The following is a 15,005-nucleotide window of genomic DNA, read 5'->3' as shown; positions in this document are numbered from 1 at the left end:
CGGGACTCTTCGCCGCACTCGATCTCCAGGAGATCTTCCGGCTCGGGGGGCTGCCAGTGAAATTCGCAGGTCTTGTCCTCGCAGCGCCCATCCACCATGATGGAACCGCACAACGGACACCGCTCGTTCTCAGGCTCTCGGGTGAACATACGATCCCTCCTCCCAGGTTTGAAATCGGGGTGCTTCCCCACCCTTATGATACCACAAAACCGAAAAAAGAGCAGGAGAAGGGACATTAAGATTTTCTTCACCTTCTCTTCAGGTTCTCTTGTTGACTCTCTGCTATACTCAGGGCATACTCACAAAGAAGAGAGGTCATGTGAAATGGCGGAAAATATCCTGGTGACCAGGGGGCTGACCAAACGTTACGGCGCAGCCCTGGCGGTGGACCACGCGGATATCACACTTCCCAAGGGAGAGATCTACGGCTTGGTGGGCCGCAACGGAGCGGGCAAGACCACGATTATCCGGATGGTGGCGTCTCAGACGGTGCCCACCTCCGGTGAGGTGGAGCTTTTTGGAGCCACCGGCGAGCGGGATCTGGAGAAGGCGCGCTCCCGCACTGGGGCTATGGTGGAGATCCCCAGCTTTTATCCCTATCTCACCGCCCGGGAGAATCTGGAATACTACCGCCGCCAGCGGGGGATCGCCGGTGCCCGGGTGGTGGAGGATGCGTTGGAGCAGGTGGGACTGACCGATACGGGAAAGAAAAAGTTCAAGACTTTTTCCCTGGGCATGAAACAGCGGCTGGGGTTGGCCCTGGCGCTGATGAACCGCCCGGAGCTGCTGCTGCTGGACGAACCCATCAACGGACTGGACCCGGAGGGGATCGTGGAATTCCGCAACCTGCTTTTGGAGCTCAACCGGCAGTATCAGACTACCATCCTCATCTCCAGCCACATCCTCTCGGAGCTGCAAAATCTGGCCACCTGCTACGGCTTTATCGACAAGGGACGCATGTTGGAACAGCTCACTGCCGTTCAGCTGGCGGAGAAGTGCCGGGACTGCCTGGAGCTTCGGGTGGACGACGCGCCACGCGCCGCCGCCATGCTGGAGCGGGAGCTGGGACTTCGGGACTTCGAGATTTTGCCCGGAGGAGCCATCCGGCTCTATGAGGGCCTCTCCGAGCCGCAGAAGGTCACCCGGCTCCTGGTGGAGCAGGGGATCGCCCTGTCTGGAATGGAGCATCGGGGAGCCAATCTGGAAGACTACTTCCTGAGCTTGATCGGGGGTGTTCACCATGCTTAAATACATGAATGCCGAGTTCTACAAGGTTACTCACCGTGTCTATCCGGCCGGTTTTCTGGGCGTCATTGTGGGCGGCATCGCCTTGATCATGGTGCTGCTCCGCCAAAACGCCGGGCCGGGGGCCAGCTTCGATTTTATGGCGGGGGCCCTCTGCATGGTTCTTTCCGTGGGGCTGTATCTGGTTGTGATCACCTGTGATATGGTGTTTTCCGATCAGTATAAGTACAATACCCTGAAAAATGAGGTGGCTTACGGTCTGCCCCGAGCTCGGATCTATCTGGGCAAACTAATCGCTGCGGCCATCGTCTCGGTTGTGCTCTGTGCCGTGATCCTGGCCTTCTATCTGCTTCTGGCCCGGCTGCTCTTCCCCCTGGGTGCGGCGACCGGGGAGACCATGACCGCCCTGGGGCAGGCTCTGCTGGTGGCATTCCCCCTGTGGCTGGGCGGCATGGGCCTGTTTCATATGCTCCTGTTCCTGATGAAGGGGTCCACCGCCGCCTCCATCGTGTATGTGCTGGTGGTAGGCGTACTGGGCGGCGGGACCCTGGAGCTGTTCAGCACGTTTCTCCCCCGCCTGCGCCCGGTGATCGAGGCGATCCAGGTCTGCCTGCTCACCACTCCCTTTGACCGTTTGCTGAGCGGCGGCCCCTCCAATGGGCTGATCGCTTACGCCTGGATCGTGGGGATGGCCTGGCTCCTGGGCTCCACAGCGCTGGGGCTGATCGTGTTTCGAAAGAGAGAGATTTCCTGATGCTCAACTATATCGGCGCTGAGTGCTATAAGCTCTGCCGCAAAAAGAGCCTTTTTATCGGCATGGCTGTGCTGCTGGTGCTGGAGAGTCTGGTTTTTCTGCCCATGCTCAGCGGGGAAGAGGTCGGGCGAGGCTTGGCCTATCTGTTTCTGCTGATGATGCTCCCCATAGGTCTGCTGGTGGCTCCTGTTTTTGCATCTCTCACCGTCGATGACCAGTACCGGAACGGGACGCTGAAAAATGAGATCATCTTTGGGATTCCCCGCTCCAGGGTCTACCTGGGCAAGTTGGCGGCGGCCATTTTGGTGGGGACGGCCGCGGCTGCTGTAACGGTCGGATGGTATCTGCTGCTGTGTCAGCTCTGCTGCACGCCGGAGGGCACTTTGGAACTGCCGCTGACACAGGTGCTGTTCCATGTGGCTTGTACGCTGCCCTTATGGATCGGGGCACTTTCGTTTTCATTTCTTTTGCTGATGCTGCTGCGCAGCGCCTCGGGCGCGATGGCGCTGACCTATCTGATCTGTGTGTTCGGCACGCCGGTGGCCCTGGTGGGCTGCGGGGAGGATTCCTCCCTGGCCCTGCGGCTGTTTGACACGCTCTTTTATGCGGCGCCCTTCCGTGCGCTTTACGCCGATCAGAGCGGCCTGCGCTTTTGGAATCTGTCCGGCGGATTGACCTGGCTTTCCTGCTGGGGCCTGGGACTGGGCTGGGTCGTTGTGACCAGTGCCATTGGTCTGGCTGTATTTCGGCGGAGGGAGATTCGATAATCAAAGGAGGCGGCTCCATGCTGCTGACGGCTATCCTGACCCTCCTGTGCATCCTGCTCCTGATCCGGGTCTATGCCCTGGAGCGGAATCTGAGGCTGGGAGCGGAACAACTGAAACAGCGGCGGCAGGAGGGGGGCGGCGCCCCCCTCCGTTTGGCTGCCCCCAATCGGGCCGCCGAGAAACTGATGGCCGAGGTCAACGACCTTTTAAAATCCGGAGAGGAGGCGCGGGCTGATTTTCGCCGCCGGGAAAAGATCCTGCGTCAGCAGATCGCCAACGTCTCTCACGATCTGCGCACCCCGCTGACCTCCATTTTGGGATATCTCCAGCTGCTGGAGTCCGAGACCCTTTCTGAGGAACAACGCCGGGAGTATCTGGAGATCGTGGAGAGTCGGGCAAAGGTACTTCAGGGGCTCATCACCAGCTTCTACGACCTGTCCCGGCTGGAGGCGGGGGAGTACCCCATCCAGAGGGAACGGGTGGATCTGCGAGAGGTGATCAGCGAGCTGCTGGCCGCTTTTTACGATGAACTGGAGGCATGTTTCCAAGTGACGGTGGAACTGCCGGACGACCTTTCGGCGGTGTGGGGGGACCGGGGAGCGCTCTCCCGGGTGTACACCAACTTGATTCGAAACGCGCTGGAACACGGCTCGGGGACTCTCACGATTTCCGCGCGGCAGGTACCGGGAGGCGTGGAGACCCGCTTTTCCAACGGGGGAGCCGATCTGAAGCGGGGAGAGCTGGATCACGTGTTTGACCGTTTCTTCACCTCCGATCAGACCCGCTCCGGACGAAACACCGGTCTGGGGCTGGCCATCGTGAAGGCGCTGGCCGGACAGATGGGGGGCACAGTCTCGGCCGGCCTGGACGGGGAGACCTTTACCGTGCTCCTGCGTTGGAAAATATGAGAAAATAAAGGCGGCAGAGTTCTCACGCAAGGGGAGAAATCTGCCGCTTTATCTTGACATTGCGTGCAGAAGCTGATAGAGTTTTTATATTGCATTTCGGCGAAAAACGAGGAAGAAAGAGGTCGTTTGCGCATGGCAAAAATCGTACGGAAACAGGTGCTCAATCCCACAGTGACCCTTCTGGAAGTGGATGCGCCTCTGATTGCTAAAAAGGCCAGGGCCGGACAATTTATTATTTTCCGGCTGGATGAATACGGGGAGCGGGTGCCGCTCACCATTGCCGATTATGACCGGGAGAAGGGGACTGTCACCATCATTTTTCAGAAGGTGGGTCTGTCTACACAGCTTCTGTCCGATTTGAATGAGGGGGACTCCATCCTGGATTTTGTGGGGCCGCTGGGGGTGCCCACGGAGATCCCCGAGGGGGCCAAACGGGTGTGCGTGATCGGAGGCGGCGTTGGCTGCGCCATCGCCTATCCCCAGGCCAAGGCCCTCCACGCCGCCGGGATCACGGTGGATGTCATCGCAGGCTTCCGCTCCCGGGACATTGTCATTCTGGAGGATGAGTTCCGGGCGGTGAGCGACAACTTTTACCTGATGACCGACGACGGTACATACGGAGAGAAGGGGCTGGTCACGCAGAAGCTCCAGGAACAGATCGATGGCGGTGTGGCCTACGATGCCGTCATTGCCATCGGCCCCATCCCCATGATGAAGTTTGTCTGCAAGACCACCCGGCCTTACGGTGTAAAGACCATTGTCAGCCTCAACCCTCTCATGATCGACGGCACCGGTATGTGCGGCTGCTGCCGGGTCACCGTGGGCGGGAAGGTGCGGTTTGCCTGCGTGGACGGACCTGATTTTGACGGACACCAGGTGGATTTTGACGAGTTGATGAACCGTAACGCCGTCTACCGAGAGAGAGAGGCGGAGGAAAAGGAACACCACGCCTGCCGTCTGGATCAGCTGGGCAAGTCCATGATCCATTGAGGAGGAGACAACGATGCCGAATATGAGCTTGACCAAGGTTCCCGCCGAAGAGCAGGAGCCGCTGGTGCGCAATCAGAACTTTCTGGAAGTCACCATGAGCTATACGCCCGACCAGGCGGTCGAGGAGGCCAGGCGGTGCCTGAGCTGCAAGAACAAGCCCTGTGTGGCGGGCTGCCCGGTGAATGTGCGCATCCCCGAGTTTATCGCCAAGGTCGCCGTGGGCGACTTCAAGGCCGCCTATGAGATCATCTCCGATACCAACGCTCTGCCCTGCGTCTCCGGCCGGGTCTGTCCCCAGGAGAACCAGTGCGAGGAGCGCTGTGTCCGGGGGATCAAGGGAGAGGCTGTGGCCATCGGCCGGTTGGAGCGTTTTGTGGCCGACTGGTATCTGAAACACGGCAATGCCCTTCCGGAAAAACCCCAGCCCAACGGCGTCAAGGTGGCGGTGGTGGGTTCCGGACCCGCCGGGCTCACCTGTGCCAGCGATCTGGCCAAGCGCGGCTATGCGGTCACGGTCTTCGAGGCATTCCATACCGCAGGCGGCGTGCTGGTCTACGGGATCCCGGAGTTCCGGCTGCCCAAGGCCATCGTCCGGAGCGAGGTGGACAAACTGAAGGCTCTGGGAGTGGACCTCCGCCTGGATGTGGTGGTGGGGCGTACCATCACCATTGATGAGCTGATCGAGAATGGCTATGAGGCCGTCTTTATAGGCTCGGGTGCGGGCCTTCCCATGTTCATGGGCATTGAGGGTGAGAACCTGGCAGGGGTCTACTCTGCCAACGAGTATCTCACCCGAGTGAACCTGATGAAGGCTTACCGGAATGACCACGATACCCCGCTCCGGCACAGCCGGGCGGTGGCGGTAGTGGGCGGCGGCAACGTGGCCATGGACGCCGCCCGCTGTGCCAAGCGCATGGGGGCGGAAAAGGTCTACCTCCTCTACCGCCGGGACGAGGAGGAGATGCCCGCCCGCCGGGAGGAGGTCAACCACGCCAAGGAAGAAGAGATCGACTTCCGCCTGCTGACCAACCCGGTGCGGATCCTGGGCAATGAAAAGGGGCAGGCCTGCCAGATCGAGTGCATGCGGATGCGGCTCCAGGCCCCCGATGAGAGCGGCCGCCGTTCGCCCAAGGCGGTCCCCGGCTCCAACTTTTTCCTCAATGTCGATACGGTCATCATGGCCCTGGGCACCAGCCCCAACCCACTGATCCGCTCCACCACACCAGGCCTGGAAACCAACCGGAAGGGCTGCCTTGTGGTGGATGAGGACACCATGCGCACCACCCGGGAGGGCGTCTACGCCGGCGGCGACGCCGTCACCGGCGCGGCCACCGTCATCCTTGCCATGGGCGCGGGGAAAAAGGCGGCGCAGGCCATGGACGAGTACCTGCGGGGCAAGCGGGCCTGACAGAAAAAAGATCATGGAAGCCTGGGCAGCGCCCATAAAACCCATAAAACAGGAAATCCTCCGTATGGCTGCGTTCATACGGGGGATTTTTGTATTCATGCACCGGCGTGGGACGCACCCGGCAGGAAGGAGGGCGCGTCCTTGCGCCCCAGGCGGGCTTTCAGCAGCCAGACAAACGGGAAGCTGTTTATTTCTTGGCTGCTCTTTTTATACCAAAGAAAATGGATGTAGAAATAATAATACCGAATGAGTTTAGAATAATATCGTTTATATCAAATGCTCTGCCGAAAATGGGTTGAAGCACTTCGATCACTACAACTACAAAAAGTCCGGCAGTGACGGTTTTCTTCCATGTGGGGGTTGCCTGTGATAACGGATAAAGAAAACCAAATGGAAAAAACATCAAAAAGTTTCCGATTGTTTCTCCGCTGATATTGTTGAAGAAATCGGGCACAAGGTCAATCTCGCCACCAGACCAATCTATCTCGATACCGGAATTCATAGAGTAGAACAGGTTATAATAAAATGTATTCATCAGGTCTAATCCGATTACCAAGCAGATAAGCCCTGTGATATAGCAGGCAAAAATACATGAGAATAGCTTTCTGCTCTTATGCGTTTCTTTGTCTTTCCTAAATCTAACAAAACCATATATTGTACTTGTCACCAATGCAATGGGCAGTGCTTGTAGAAAGTAACCTATATATGTATCAAAGAAGAAGTATTGGAAAGTCATATGATCAGGAAAATACATAATATCCTCCTTTGTCAAACCCCGACTGTGCGTACCATTTTATTGAGAAAGTATACCAAAAAACGCGGAAAAAGCAACCATTTACACAGAGGAACGCCCGAGCGGTTTGAACCTCTCTCGGGCGTTCTTCTCTGTATTCGGATCATGGCTTTCCCGGATTCGCTCTCTGCCTGGTTTGACGAACAGTCGGCTTATTATGCCTGCGCGGTATTTTTATGGCACTCGCCCTCGTCAGAGGGATCTTCCGCGGACTCTACGGCCAGGAGAGCCAGGCTGTCCCCCACAGTGGTGAAAAAGGCGGCCAGGAGAGCAAGCTGATCGGCTGTGACTTGATGGGAGATTTGAATGGAGATCAAAGAGGCCAGCAGCAGCAGCCCTTCATTGCCGGAACGCCCGCATTTTTCCATTTTCATCCCCACATCAGCTTATTTTACGCGGGGATGGGCTAAAAGGTTCGCCGGGCGCCCAGCTCGGAGACCAGTGCCCGCATTTCCGACCGACTGCCCACCTGGTGGGAGCGGGAGACATACCCTGCCTTTTCCTCCGGCGACAGGCGGCCAAAGGCATCCAAGGCCGCCGGGTCCTGGGCCAGAGCCATGGCAAAGCCCTCGGGCAATTCGGTAAAGGGATCAAAATGGGACATGAAAAATCCCTCCTTTCAGCCTTAGTATGGGCGAAAAAGGAGGGAAATATCGTCTGGATCACGGCTCCAGTGGATCCACCCGCTCCCGGCGCACTTTCCGATAGAGCAGAGCGGCAAGGGCGCAGGAAAAAATTTCTGCGGCGGGGAAGGAGAGCCAGACGAGAGAAGGATCCACCAGAGCCAGGATCAGGCACACCGGCAGAACGATGACGATCTGCCTGGTGAGCCCCAGGAGCAGGGCCAGATTGGGGGCGCCCAGAGACTGAAATGCGCCGGAGAGAATAAAGGAGGCCCCGGCGCACAGAAACGTGGCACTGATGACCCGCAGGGCAAAGATGCCGGTGGGGATCATCTCGGCCGGAGTGCTGAAGATGGCCAGGAGCTGAGAGGGGAAGAGCTGAAAGAGGAGCGTTCCTGCCGCCATGATTCCCAGGGAAACTTTGAGGGCGAAGTGGACGCCGTCCACGATGCGGGTCCGGTGCCTGGCACCATAATTGTAGCCGAGCACCGGCGTCATGCCGTTGTTGAGCCCGGCTACCGGCATAAAGACAAAGGACTGGAGCTTGAAGTAGGCCCCCAGCACAAAGACGGGGGCGTCCCCGGCCACAGCGGTCACCCGGGGCAGGCTGAGGATCTTATTGAGCCCCAGGGTCATGAAGGTGCCCAGAGACTGCATGGCCATGGCGGGAAAACCAATCCGGTAGATATCCCGGATGGCTCCGGTGTCGGGCCGGAAGCTGCGAAAAGAGATCTGAACCACCGGACAGCGGTGAACCAGAAGAAACCCGACACACATCCCCACAAGCTGTCCAAACACCGTGGCGATGGCGGCCCCGGTCACGCCAAGGGCCGGAGCGGGGCCTAGGCCGAAGATGAGAATAGGATCCAGGATCAGGTTGATGACAGCGCCGATCCCCTGAATCACCATCGGCCCCACCGGTCTTCCGCTGGCCTGGAGGACCCGCTCTCCGGCAAACTGCATGCACATCCCCATGGAACCGCACAGTACCACCGTGAGATACTGCCCGCCATAGGCCACCACCTGGGCATCCGAGCTGAAAAAGCCCACAAAGCGGGGCCCGAGAAGGACCCCCGCCGCCAGGAAGACCAGTCCGGTGAGAAAGTAGACAAAAAAGCCATTGGCGGCCACTGCGGCGGCCGCATCCTTCTTCCCCTCACCCAACCGCCGGGAGAGCATGGCGTTGACACCCACACCTGTGCCCACGCAGACGGAGATCATCAGCGTTTGCACGGGAAAAGCCAGGGAGAGGGCCAGGAATCCCTTGGGATCGCATAGGGAGACATAGTAGCTGTCCACCATGTTGTAAAGCGCTTGGATGAGCATGGAGAGCATCATGGGCCAGGACATGGTCAGAATAAGGCTCCGGATGGGCATTGTGCCAAATCGGTTCTCTCTCTCGTCCATCCACAGCACCTCGCTACGGGGAGAATAGGTGTAGAGTGCTTCTCCCTTTCAAGATATCCCCTTTCATAGGGGAAAAAAGAAATTTCAAAAAACGAAAAGTGTTTTCCTTTTCATCTGCTGCGCTGCAAGGGAATTACCGGGCAGAAACGGGTTCGCCCGAAGGTCCTTCCTCTGGATCCAGGGTGCGGGCACGCTGTTCCTTGGCCAGAGCCCGGGCGTTGGCAAGCATGAGCTTAATGCGGTTTTCCTGATTGATCCGGGTGGCGCCGGGGTCATAGTCGATGGCCACCACGTTGGACCAGGGGTAGTCGTCCTTGATCTTGCGGATCATCCCTTTGCCCACGATGTGGTTGGGCAGGCATCCGAAGGGCTGGGTGCAGACGATGTTGGGCACGCCGGTGTTGATGAGCTCCAGCATCTCGGCGGTGAGGAGCCAGCCCTCCCCCATCTTGTTGCCGTCGCCCAGGTAGCCGCTGATATAGCTGTGAAGATCGTGGAAGTCCCCCGGGGCCCGGAAGCGGCCGGAATTTTTCAACGCGTCGATCATGGCGTGCTGGTACTTCATCACATACTTCTGAAGCCAGCGGCAGAAGACCTCCTTGACCCACTTGCCGCCGTAGATGCCCACGTCCACTTCCCGGTTGTTGATTTTGAAGAGAATGAAATCAATGAGCCCGGGGACCACCGGCTCCGCCCCCTCGGCAAGGAGGAAGTCACACAGGTTGTTGTTGCCCAGGGGGGCGTATTTGACGTAGATTTCGCCTACCACGCCCACCAGCACCTTCTGCTCCCCAGTTACGGGGACGGCCTTGAAAGCTTCGATGATGCGGTCAAAGTTGGCCCGCATGCTCTTGAAGGTCATGCCCTTGCCCGCGTCCATGTCCTTCAGGAGGAAATCCATGCAGGCGCTGACTGCGGCGTCGGCGGCCCCCGGTGTGACCTCGTAGGGGCGGACCTGGTGGGCCGCATTCATGATGAGGTCGCCGTAAATAATGGCAAAGACGGCCTTGCGCAGCAGGTTCAGGCTCAGCTTGAAACCGGGGTTGGACTCCAGACCGGACAGGTTCACGGAGATGACGGGCACGAAGGAGAGCCCCGCCTTCTCCAGCGCCTTGCGCAGCAGATGGATGTAATTGGAGGCCCGGCAGCCGCCGCCGGTCTGCGTGATGACCAGCGCCACTTTGTGGGGATCGTATTTCCCGGACTGGATGGCGTTGATGAGCTGGCCGATGACCAGAATGGCGGGGTAGCAGGCGTCGTTGTGGACATATTTCTGCCCGGCGTCGATGACGGGGCGGCCGGTGTTGTCGAGCATCTCCACCTGATAGCCCTCGCCCCGGAAAATGCTCACCAGCATAGCGAAGTGGTCGGGGAGCATCTGCGGGATCAGGAGGGTATATTCTTTTTTCATCTCCTTGGTGAAGAGGAGACGTCCGGTTTTGTCATATTTCAGTTCTGCCATAAGTTCCAGGTCCTTTCTGCGGGACGGCAATCAGTAGAGCGCGAAAGAGGTGGATGCACCTGCGCTGCCCCAAAGCACACTTCGTGTATGATATACAGCCGCAATCAAGGCGTTCCTCGGCCGCTTTCTTTCTCGGAAGAAAGTGACCGGGCGTCCATGGCGGCCATGAGGGAGCGGATGCGGATCTTGACGGCGCCCAGGTTGTTGATGTCGTCGATCTTGAGCTGGGTGTAGAGCTTGCCGCCCTGCTCCAGGATGGAGCGGATCTCGTCGGCGGTGATGGCGTCGGTGCCGCAGCCGAAGGAGACCAGCTGCACCAGCTGCATGTCCGGCTGGGTGCAGACATACCGGGCGGCGTTGTACATCCGGGACTGGAAGGTCCACTGGTTGAGCACCTTCCGGGGCTCGTAGCCCTCCAGATGGGAGACGGCGTCCTCGGTGATGAGGACAAAGCCCTGGCCGGTGATGAGGTCGTTGATGCCGTGGTTGATTTCCGGGTCGATGTGGTAGGGCCGTCCGGCCTGGACCAGGATGGGGAGCTTGTGCTCCCGGGCATAGGCCACATACTGCTGACCAGTGGTCCAGAGATCCCGCTTGTAGGCGTCATAGGCGTCATAGGCCGCCCGGGCCGCCGCCACTGTTTCCCGCCTGGGCACGGAAAACTCGGATTCCATGAGAATGGAGATCCGCTTTTCAAAATCACGGTGCCGCCACAGCCCAACATAGGGATCCAGGAAGCGAGTCTGCTTCAGGGCCGGGACATTGGCGGCCAGAAGCTCGGGATAGTAGGCCACCACCGGGCAGTTGTAGTGGTTGTCCCCGATGCCCTCGTCGTAGTTATAGGACATGCAGGGATACCAGATGGCCTCCACGCCCATTTCCACCAGCGCCTCCACATGGCCGTGGAGCAGCTTGGCGGGATAGCACACCGTGTCGGAGGGGATGGTGTGCTGACCCTTGAGATAGAGCTTCCGGGAGGATTCAGGGGAGAGGACCACCTCGAAGTTGAGGCGGGTGAAGAATTCGTACCAGAAGGGGAGGTTTTCGTACATGTTGAGCCCGAAGGGGATGCCGATCCGGCCCCGGACGCCGGTGCCTGTGCCCTTGCCCTCCATGGCGCGGAGCTTCCGGTACTTGTAGAGGCCCAGGTCGGGGAGCTCGGCCTTTTCCCGTCCGAGCGGCCGGGAGCAGCGGTTGCCGGAGATGAACCGCCGCCCGCCGTCAAACTGGTTGACGGTGAGAGAGCAGTGATTGGTACAAAGGCCGCAGGTGGCAGGCTTGGCTGTATGGGAGAAGGAGCGCAGAGCCTCTTCGCTCAGCAGCTCGCTCTGCGCCAAACGGAGATCACGGGCGGCCAGCGCGGCCCCAAAGGCCCCCATAAGCCCGGCGATGGTGGGGCGGATCACGTCCCGGCCCAGCTCCTGCTCAAAGGCCCGGAGAACGGCGTCGTTGAGGAAGGTGCCCCCCTGGACCACGATGTGCTTTCCCAGGTCGTCGGCGTTGGCCGCTCGTATGACCTTGTAGACGGCGTTTTTCACAATGGAAATGGAGAGACCGGCGGAGATGTCGGCCACATTGGCCCCGTCCTTCTGGGCCTGCTTCACCGAGGAGTTCATAAACACGGTGCAGCGGGAGCCCAGATTCACCGGGTGCGGGGAGAAGAGGCCCAGCTTGGAAAACTCCGCGATGTCGTACCCCAGCGCCTTGGCGAAGGTCTCGATGAAGGAACCGCAGCCGGAGGAGCAGGCCTCGTTGAGCATGATGGAGTCCACCGCGCCATTGCGGATCTTGAAGCACTTCATATCCTGTCCGCCGATGTCGATGATAAAATCCACGTCGGGGTTGAAGTGCTTGGCGGCGTTATAGTGGGCCATGGTCTCTACCAGGCCCAGGTCGCACTGGAAGGCGTTTTTGATGAGCTCCTCGCCATAGCCGGTGACGGCGGCTCCCTTGACGACCACCCGGTCTCCGCAGCGGCGGTAGATCTCCCGGAGCTGTTCCAGCACGATGGCCACAGGGTTGCCCTGGTTGGAGTGGTAGTAGCTGTACAGGATCCCGCCCTGAGGGTCGATGAGGACCATCTTGGTGGTGGTGGAGCCGGCGTCGATGCCCAGCCAGGCATCCCCGGTATAGGCGGCCAGATCGGCCTCGGGGGGATGGTTGGCGTTGTGCCGGGCCAGGAAGGCGCCGTACTCGGCCTCATCGGCAAAGAGAGGGGGCATGGTGTCCAGCGCCTCGGAGGCGTCCACGCTCTCCTCCAGCAGCCGGAGGCATTCCTCAAAGGGGCGGGGGGCATACTCCTCAGCGCACAGGGCGGCGCCCATGGCGGCAAAGCAGTCGCCGTCGGCGGGGAACACGGCGTGCTCTTCATCCAGCTTCAGCGTGTCCACAAACCGCTCCCGCAGGCCCTGCAGGAAGTGGAGGGGGCCGCCCAGGAACACGATTTTGCCCTTGAGCTCCCGGCCCTGAGTGAGCCCGGCCACCGTCTGATCCACCACGGCCTGGAAGATGGAGGCCGCCAGATCTTCCTTCCGCCCGCCCTGGTTCAAAATGGGCTGGATGTCGCTCTTGGCGAACACGCCGCAGCGGGAGGCGATGGGATAGATCTTCTCATGCTTCAGAGACAGCGCGTCCAGTTCATCGATGGTGACGTTCAGAAGGGAGGCCATCTGGTCGATAAAGGCCCCGGTGCCGCCGGCGCAGGAGCCGTTCATCCGCTCCTCCAGAGCCCCGCCGAAAAAGATGATCTTGGCGTCCTCGCCGCCCAGCTCAATGACGGCGTCGGTGCCCGGAATGTAGGTGTTTACGGCGGCGGCGGTGGCGTAGACTTCCTGAACAAAGTCAATGCCGCTGGCTTTGGCCACACCCAGACCGGCGGAACCGGTGATGACCATATGTACGTCCTTGCCCGCCAGCAGGCCGCTGATGGACCGCAGGGTCTCGGCGGCCCGCTCCCGGGTTTTGGAGTAGTGCCGCTCATAGGAGCGGAAAAGGAGCTGATTGTGTTCATCCAGCACTACCACCTTGACAGTGGTGGAGCCGATGTCAATGCCGACGCGCAGGTTCATAAATACACCTCGAAGGGGTCATGCCCATAATTTCTTAGCCTATAGTTTATCCCAATTCGACTGGATTTACAACTATAAAATCATACGAAAACAGAAGGAAAAAAGAACCGGTTTGCGGGGATAGAAACGGTGGAGACCGGCGGAGCACCGAAAGACTTATCTCGGTGTTCTGCCGGTCTCAATGGGGCTCAGCCGATCCCGTGAAAGACAAAGCCCAGGATCAGGATGATCACGGTGAGGGGGACATACAGGTATTTGGCGCAGGGGCCGAAGAACTGGGAGAGGGGCTTTTGCCGTCCCAGTTCCAGCTCCCGCCGGATGGTGGGCCAGCCCAGCACATAGTAGATGGCCACCGCCCCCAGCATGGCCCCGATGGGGACCACCACGATGGTGATGAAGTCCATCCAGCTCCCAACCAGGGGTTCTGCCTCCAAAAAGACTCCGGCGGTCAGAATGATGCCGCTGCAGAGGAGGACCGCAGCGGTGCGGGAGAGCCGGAACCGGGTCTGCCAGCTTTCGCAGACGGCCTCCACCATGTTGACCAGCGAGGTCAGGCCGGCAAAAATGACAGAGACGAAGAACAAAACGGCAAAGACCCGGCCCAGAGGCATCTGAGCGAAGATGCCGGGAAGTGTGATAAACAGGAGGGAGGGCCCTGCGGAGGGGTCGATCCCGAAGGAGAACACAGCGGGCATGATGGCCAGGGCGGAGAGCAGGGCCGCACAGGTATCGAAAAAGGCGGTGCGGAGCGCCGCACCGGGGATATCCGCGCTCCGGTCCAGGTATGCGCCGTAGACGATCATGCCGGAGCCGGTGATGGACAGGGAAAAGAAAGCCTGTCCCATGGACATCACCCAGGTGAAGGGATCGAGCAGGGCGGACCAGTCGGGGGCGAACAGAAAGCGGTAGCCCTCGCCGGCGCCGGGGAGAAAGGCCACCCGTACCGCCACTACCAGGAAGAGCAAAAAGAACAGGGGCATCATGACCTTGCTGATCTTCTCAATGCTTCCCGCCGCGCCGGTGAGGAGCATCAGACACACCAGAGCCACCACCAGAACGTGCCAGGGGAGACTGCCGAAGCTGCCGGTGGCCTGGGCAAAGAAGTCCGGCTCGGTGAGCAGGGCCCCGGTGACGGCTCCGGCCGCGGAGCGGACTACCCAGCCCACAATGATGGCATAGCCGATGGCGATACCCAGTGAGCCCATCAAGGGGATCCAGCCCAGAGCTTTACCGACGGTTTCCCGGCCCCGGCTGCGGAAGCAGAAGGCATATGCGCCCAAGGTCCCGGTGCGGGCCAGGCGCCCAATGCCGAACTCGGCGGAGAGTCCCACCCATCCAAAGAGGAAAACGAACAGCAGATAGGGGATGAGAAAGGCCCCGCCGCCATACTGCCCCAGGCGGTAGGGGAACAGCCAGATGTTTCCGAGGCCTACGGCGGAGCCGACGCAGGCCAAAACGAAGCCGAAGGAGGAGCTGAAGCTCCCGTTGCGGTGGGTGTCTGTGGCCATGGAGAATCCTCCTTTTCAAGTGTGAGGTCAAAAGAAAGGGATGGCCCTTGAAAACGAATGTTTCCAAGGGCG

General features: G+C 59.7%; 13 protein-coding genes. 6 read left to right on the top strand and 7 right to left on the bottom strand.

What is annotated here, in order from left to right:
* Positions 1-324: 324 nt before the first annotated feature.
* From ACQRD3_RS09765 to gltA, 6 genes are all read left to right on the top strand, one after another.
* The gene (locus ACQRD3_RS09765; RefSeq protein ID WP_080907704.1) at positions 325-1,248 is read left to right on the top strand and encodes an ABC transporter ATP-binding protein; all 924 of its coding nucleotides are present in this window, start codon (positions 325-327) and stop codon (positions 1,246-1,248) included.
* A complete protein-coding gene (locus tag ACQRD3_RS09760; RefSeq protein ID WP_080907705.1) occupies positions 1,241-1,999 on the top strand; it encodes an ABC transporter permease in 759 nt (252 codons plus the stop codon). Before ACQRD3_RS09765 ends, ACQRD3_RS09760 begins: the two co-directional genes overlap by 8 nt.
* On the top strand, positions 1,999-2,766 hold the full coding sequence (locus tag ACQRD3_RS09755) for an ABC transporter permease subunit (RefSeq protein WP_080907706.1): 768 nt from the start codon (positions 1,999-2,001) through the stop codon (positions 2,764-2,766). Before ACQRD3_RS09760 ends, ACQRD3_RS09755 begins: the two co-directional genes overlap by 1 nt.
* Positions 2,767-2,783: 17 nt before the next feature.
* Positions 2,784-3,674, top strand: a complete 891-nt coding sequence (locus tag ACQRD3_RS09750; RefSeq protein ID WP_427781242.1) for a sensor histidine kinase — start codon at positions 2,784-2,786, stop codon at positions 3,672-3,674.
* 132 nt (positions 3,675-3,806) lie between these two features.
* Positions 3,807-4,664, top strand: a complete 858-nt coding sequence (locus ACQRD3_RS09745) for a sulfide/dihydroorotate dehydrogenase-like FAD/NAD-binding protein (RefSeq protein ID WP_080907708.1) — start codon at positions 3,807-3,809, stop codon at positions 4,662-4,664.
* 13 nt (positions 4,665-4,677) lie between these two features.
* On the top strand, positions 4,678-6,072 hold the full coding sequence (gene gltA / locus ACQRD3_RS09740) for an NADPH-dependent glutamate synthase (protein ID WP_427781241.1): 1,395 nt from the start codon (positions 4,678-4,680) through the stop codon (positions 6,070-6,072).
* Positions 6,073-6,259: 187 nt separating this feature from the next.
* Here the strand turns inward: gltA and ACQRD3_RS09735 are convergent, their stop codons facing one another.
* The 7 genes from ACQRD3_RS09735 to ACQRD3_RS09705 all read right to left on the bottom strand — a co-directional run bounded on the left by ACQRD3_RS09735 (position 6,260) and on the right by ACQRD3_RS09705 (position 14,933).
* Positions 6,260-6,826, bottom strand: coding sequence for a VanZ family protein (locus ACQRD3_RS09735; RefSeq protein ID WP_427781239.1), 567 nt, complete (start codon positions 6,824-6,826; stop codon positions 6,260-6,262).
* Between the two features lie 194 nt (positions 6,827-7,020).
* On the bottom strand, positions 7,021-7,239 hold the full coding sequence (locus ACQRD3_RS09730) for a hypothetical protein (protein ID WP_427781237.1): 219 nt from the start codon (positions 7,237-7,239) through the stop codon (positions 7,021-7,023).
* Positions 7,240-7,271: 32 nt separating this feature from the next.
* Positions 7,272-7,469 (bottom strand): YdeI/OmpD-associated family protein, encoded by a 198-nt coding sequence (locus tag ACQRD3_RS09725; protein WP_080907712.1) that lies wholly within the window; start codon positions 7,467-7,469, stop codon positions 7,272-7,274.
* A gap of 58 nt (positions 7,470-7,527) precedes the next feature.
* A complete protein-coding gene (locus ACQRD3_RS09720) occupies positions 7,528-8,895 on the bottom strand; it encodes an MATE family efflux transporter (RefSeq protein WP_427781235.1) in 1,368 nt (455 codons plus the stop codon).
* A 133-nt stretch (positions 8,896-9,028) separates the two neighbouring features.
* A complete protein-coding gene (locus ACQRD3_RS09715) occupies positions 9,029-10,357 on the bottom strand; it encodes a 2-hydroxyacyl-CoA dehydratase (protein WP_080907713.1) in 1,329 nt (442 codons plus the stop codon).
* Between the two features lie 104 nt (positions 10,358-10,461).
* The gene (locus ACQRD3_RS09710; RefSeq protein WP_427781233.1) at positions 10,462-13,425 is read right to left on the bottom strand and encodes an acyl-CoA dehydratase activase; all 2,964 of its coding nucleotides are present in this window, start codon (positions 13,423-13,425) and stop codon (positions 10,462-10,464) included.
* 188 nt (positions 13,426-13,613) lie between these two features.
* Positions 13,614-14,933 (bottom strand): sodium-dependent transporter, encoded by a 1,320-nt coding sequence (locus ACQRD3_RS09705; RefSeq protein ID WP_427781231.1) that lies wholly within the window; start codon positions 14,931-14,933, stop codon positions 13,614-13,616.
* Between the last annotated feature and the right edge of the window lie 72 nt (positions 14,934-15,005).

Source organism: Candidatus Pseudoscillospira sp. SGI.172, assembly GCF_050313575.1.
In the GTDB taxonomy this organism is placed as follows: Bacteria; Bacillota; Clostridia; order Oscillospirales; family Oscillospiraceae; genus Vermiculatibacterium.
This window is presented reverse-complemented; position numbering and strand designations above follow the sequence as displayed.

What these genes read in the sequence shown, in the direction of transcription:
- gltA (WP_427781241.1), top strand. Translation starts at nt 4,678, where the DNA reads ATGCCGAATATGAGCTTGACCAAGGTTCCCGCCGAAGAGCAGGAGCCG.
- ACQRD3_RS09710 (WP_427781233.1), bottom strand. Translation starts at nt 13,425, where the DNA reads ATGAACCTGCGCGTCGGCATTGACATCGGCTCCACCACTGTCAAGGTG.
- ACQRD3_RS09760 (WP_080907705.1), top strand. Translation starts at nt 1,241, where the DNA reads ATGCTTAAATACATGAATGCCGAGTTCTACAAGGTTACTCACCGTGTC.
- ACQRD3_RS09745 (WP_080907708.1), top strand. Translation starts at nt 3,807, where the DNA reads ATGGCAAAAATCGTACGGAAACAGGTGCTCAATCCCACAGTGACCCTT.
- ACQRD3_RS09765 (WP_080907704.1), top strand. Translation starts at nt 325, where the DNA reads ATGGCGGAAAATATCCTGGTGACCAGGGGGCTGACCAAACGTTACGGC.
- ACQRD3_RS09725 (WP_080907712.1), bottom strand. Translation starts at nt 7,469, where the DNA reads ATGTCCCATTTTGATCCCTTTACCGAATTGCCCGAGGGCTTTGCCATG.
- ACQRD3_RS09720 (WP_427781235.1), bottom strand. Translation starts at nt 8,895, where the DNA reads ATGGACGAGAGAGAGAACCGATTTGGCACAATGCCCATCCGGAGCCTT.
- ACQRD3_RS09750 (WP_427781242.1), top strand. Translation starts at nt 2,784, where the DNA reads ATGCTGCTGACGGCTATCCTGACCCTCCTGTGCATCCTGCTCCTGATC.
- ACQRD3_RS09730 (WP_427781237.1), bottom strand. Translation starts at nt 7,239, where the DNA reads ATGAAAATGGAAAAATGCGGGCGTTCCGGCAATGAAGGGCTGCTGCTG.
- ACQRD3_RS09715 (WP_080907713.1), bottom strand. Translation starts at nt 10,357, where the DNA reads ATGGCAGAACTGAAATATGACAAAACCGGACGTCTCCTCTTCACCAAG.
- ACQRD3_RS09755 (WP_080907706.1), top strand. Translation starts at nt 1,999, where the DNA reads ATGCTCAACTATATCGGCGCTGAGTGCTATAAGCTCTGCCGCAAAAAG.
- ACQRD3_RS09705 (WP_427781231.1), bottom strand. Translation starts at nt 14,933, where the DNA reads ATGGCCACAGACACCCACCGCAACGGGAGCTTCAGCTCCTCCTTCGGC.
- ACQRD3_RS09735 (WP_427781239.1), bottom strand. Translation starts at nt 6,826, where the DNA reads ATGTATTTTCCTGATCATATGACTTTCCAATACTTCTTCTTTGATACA.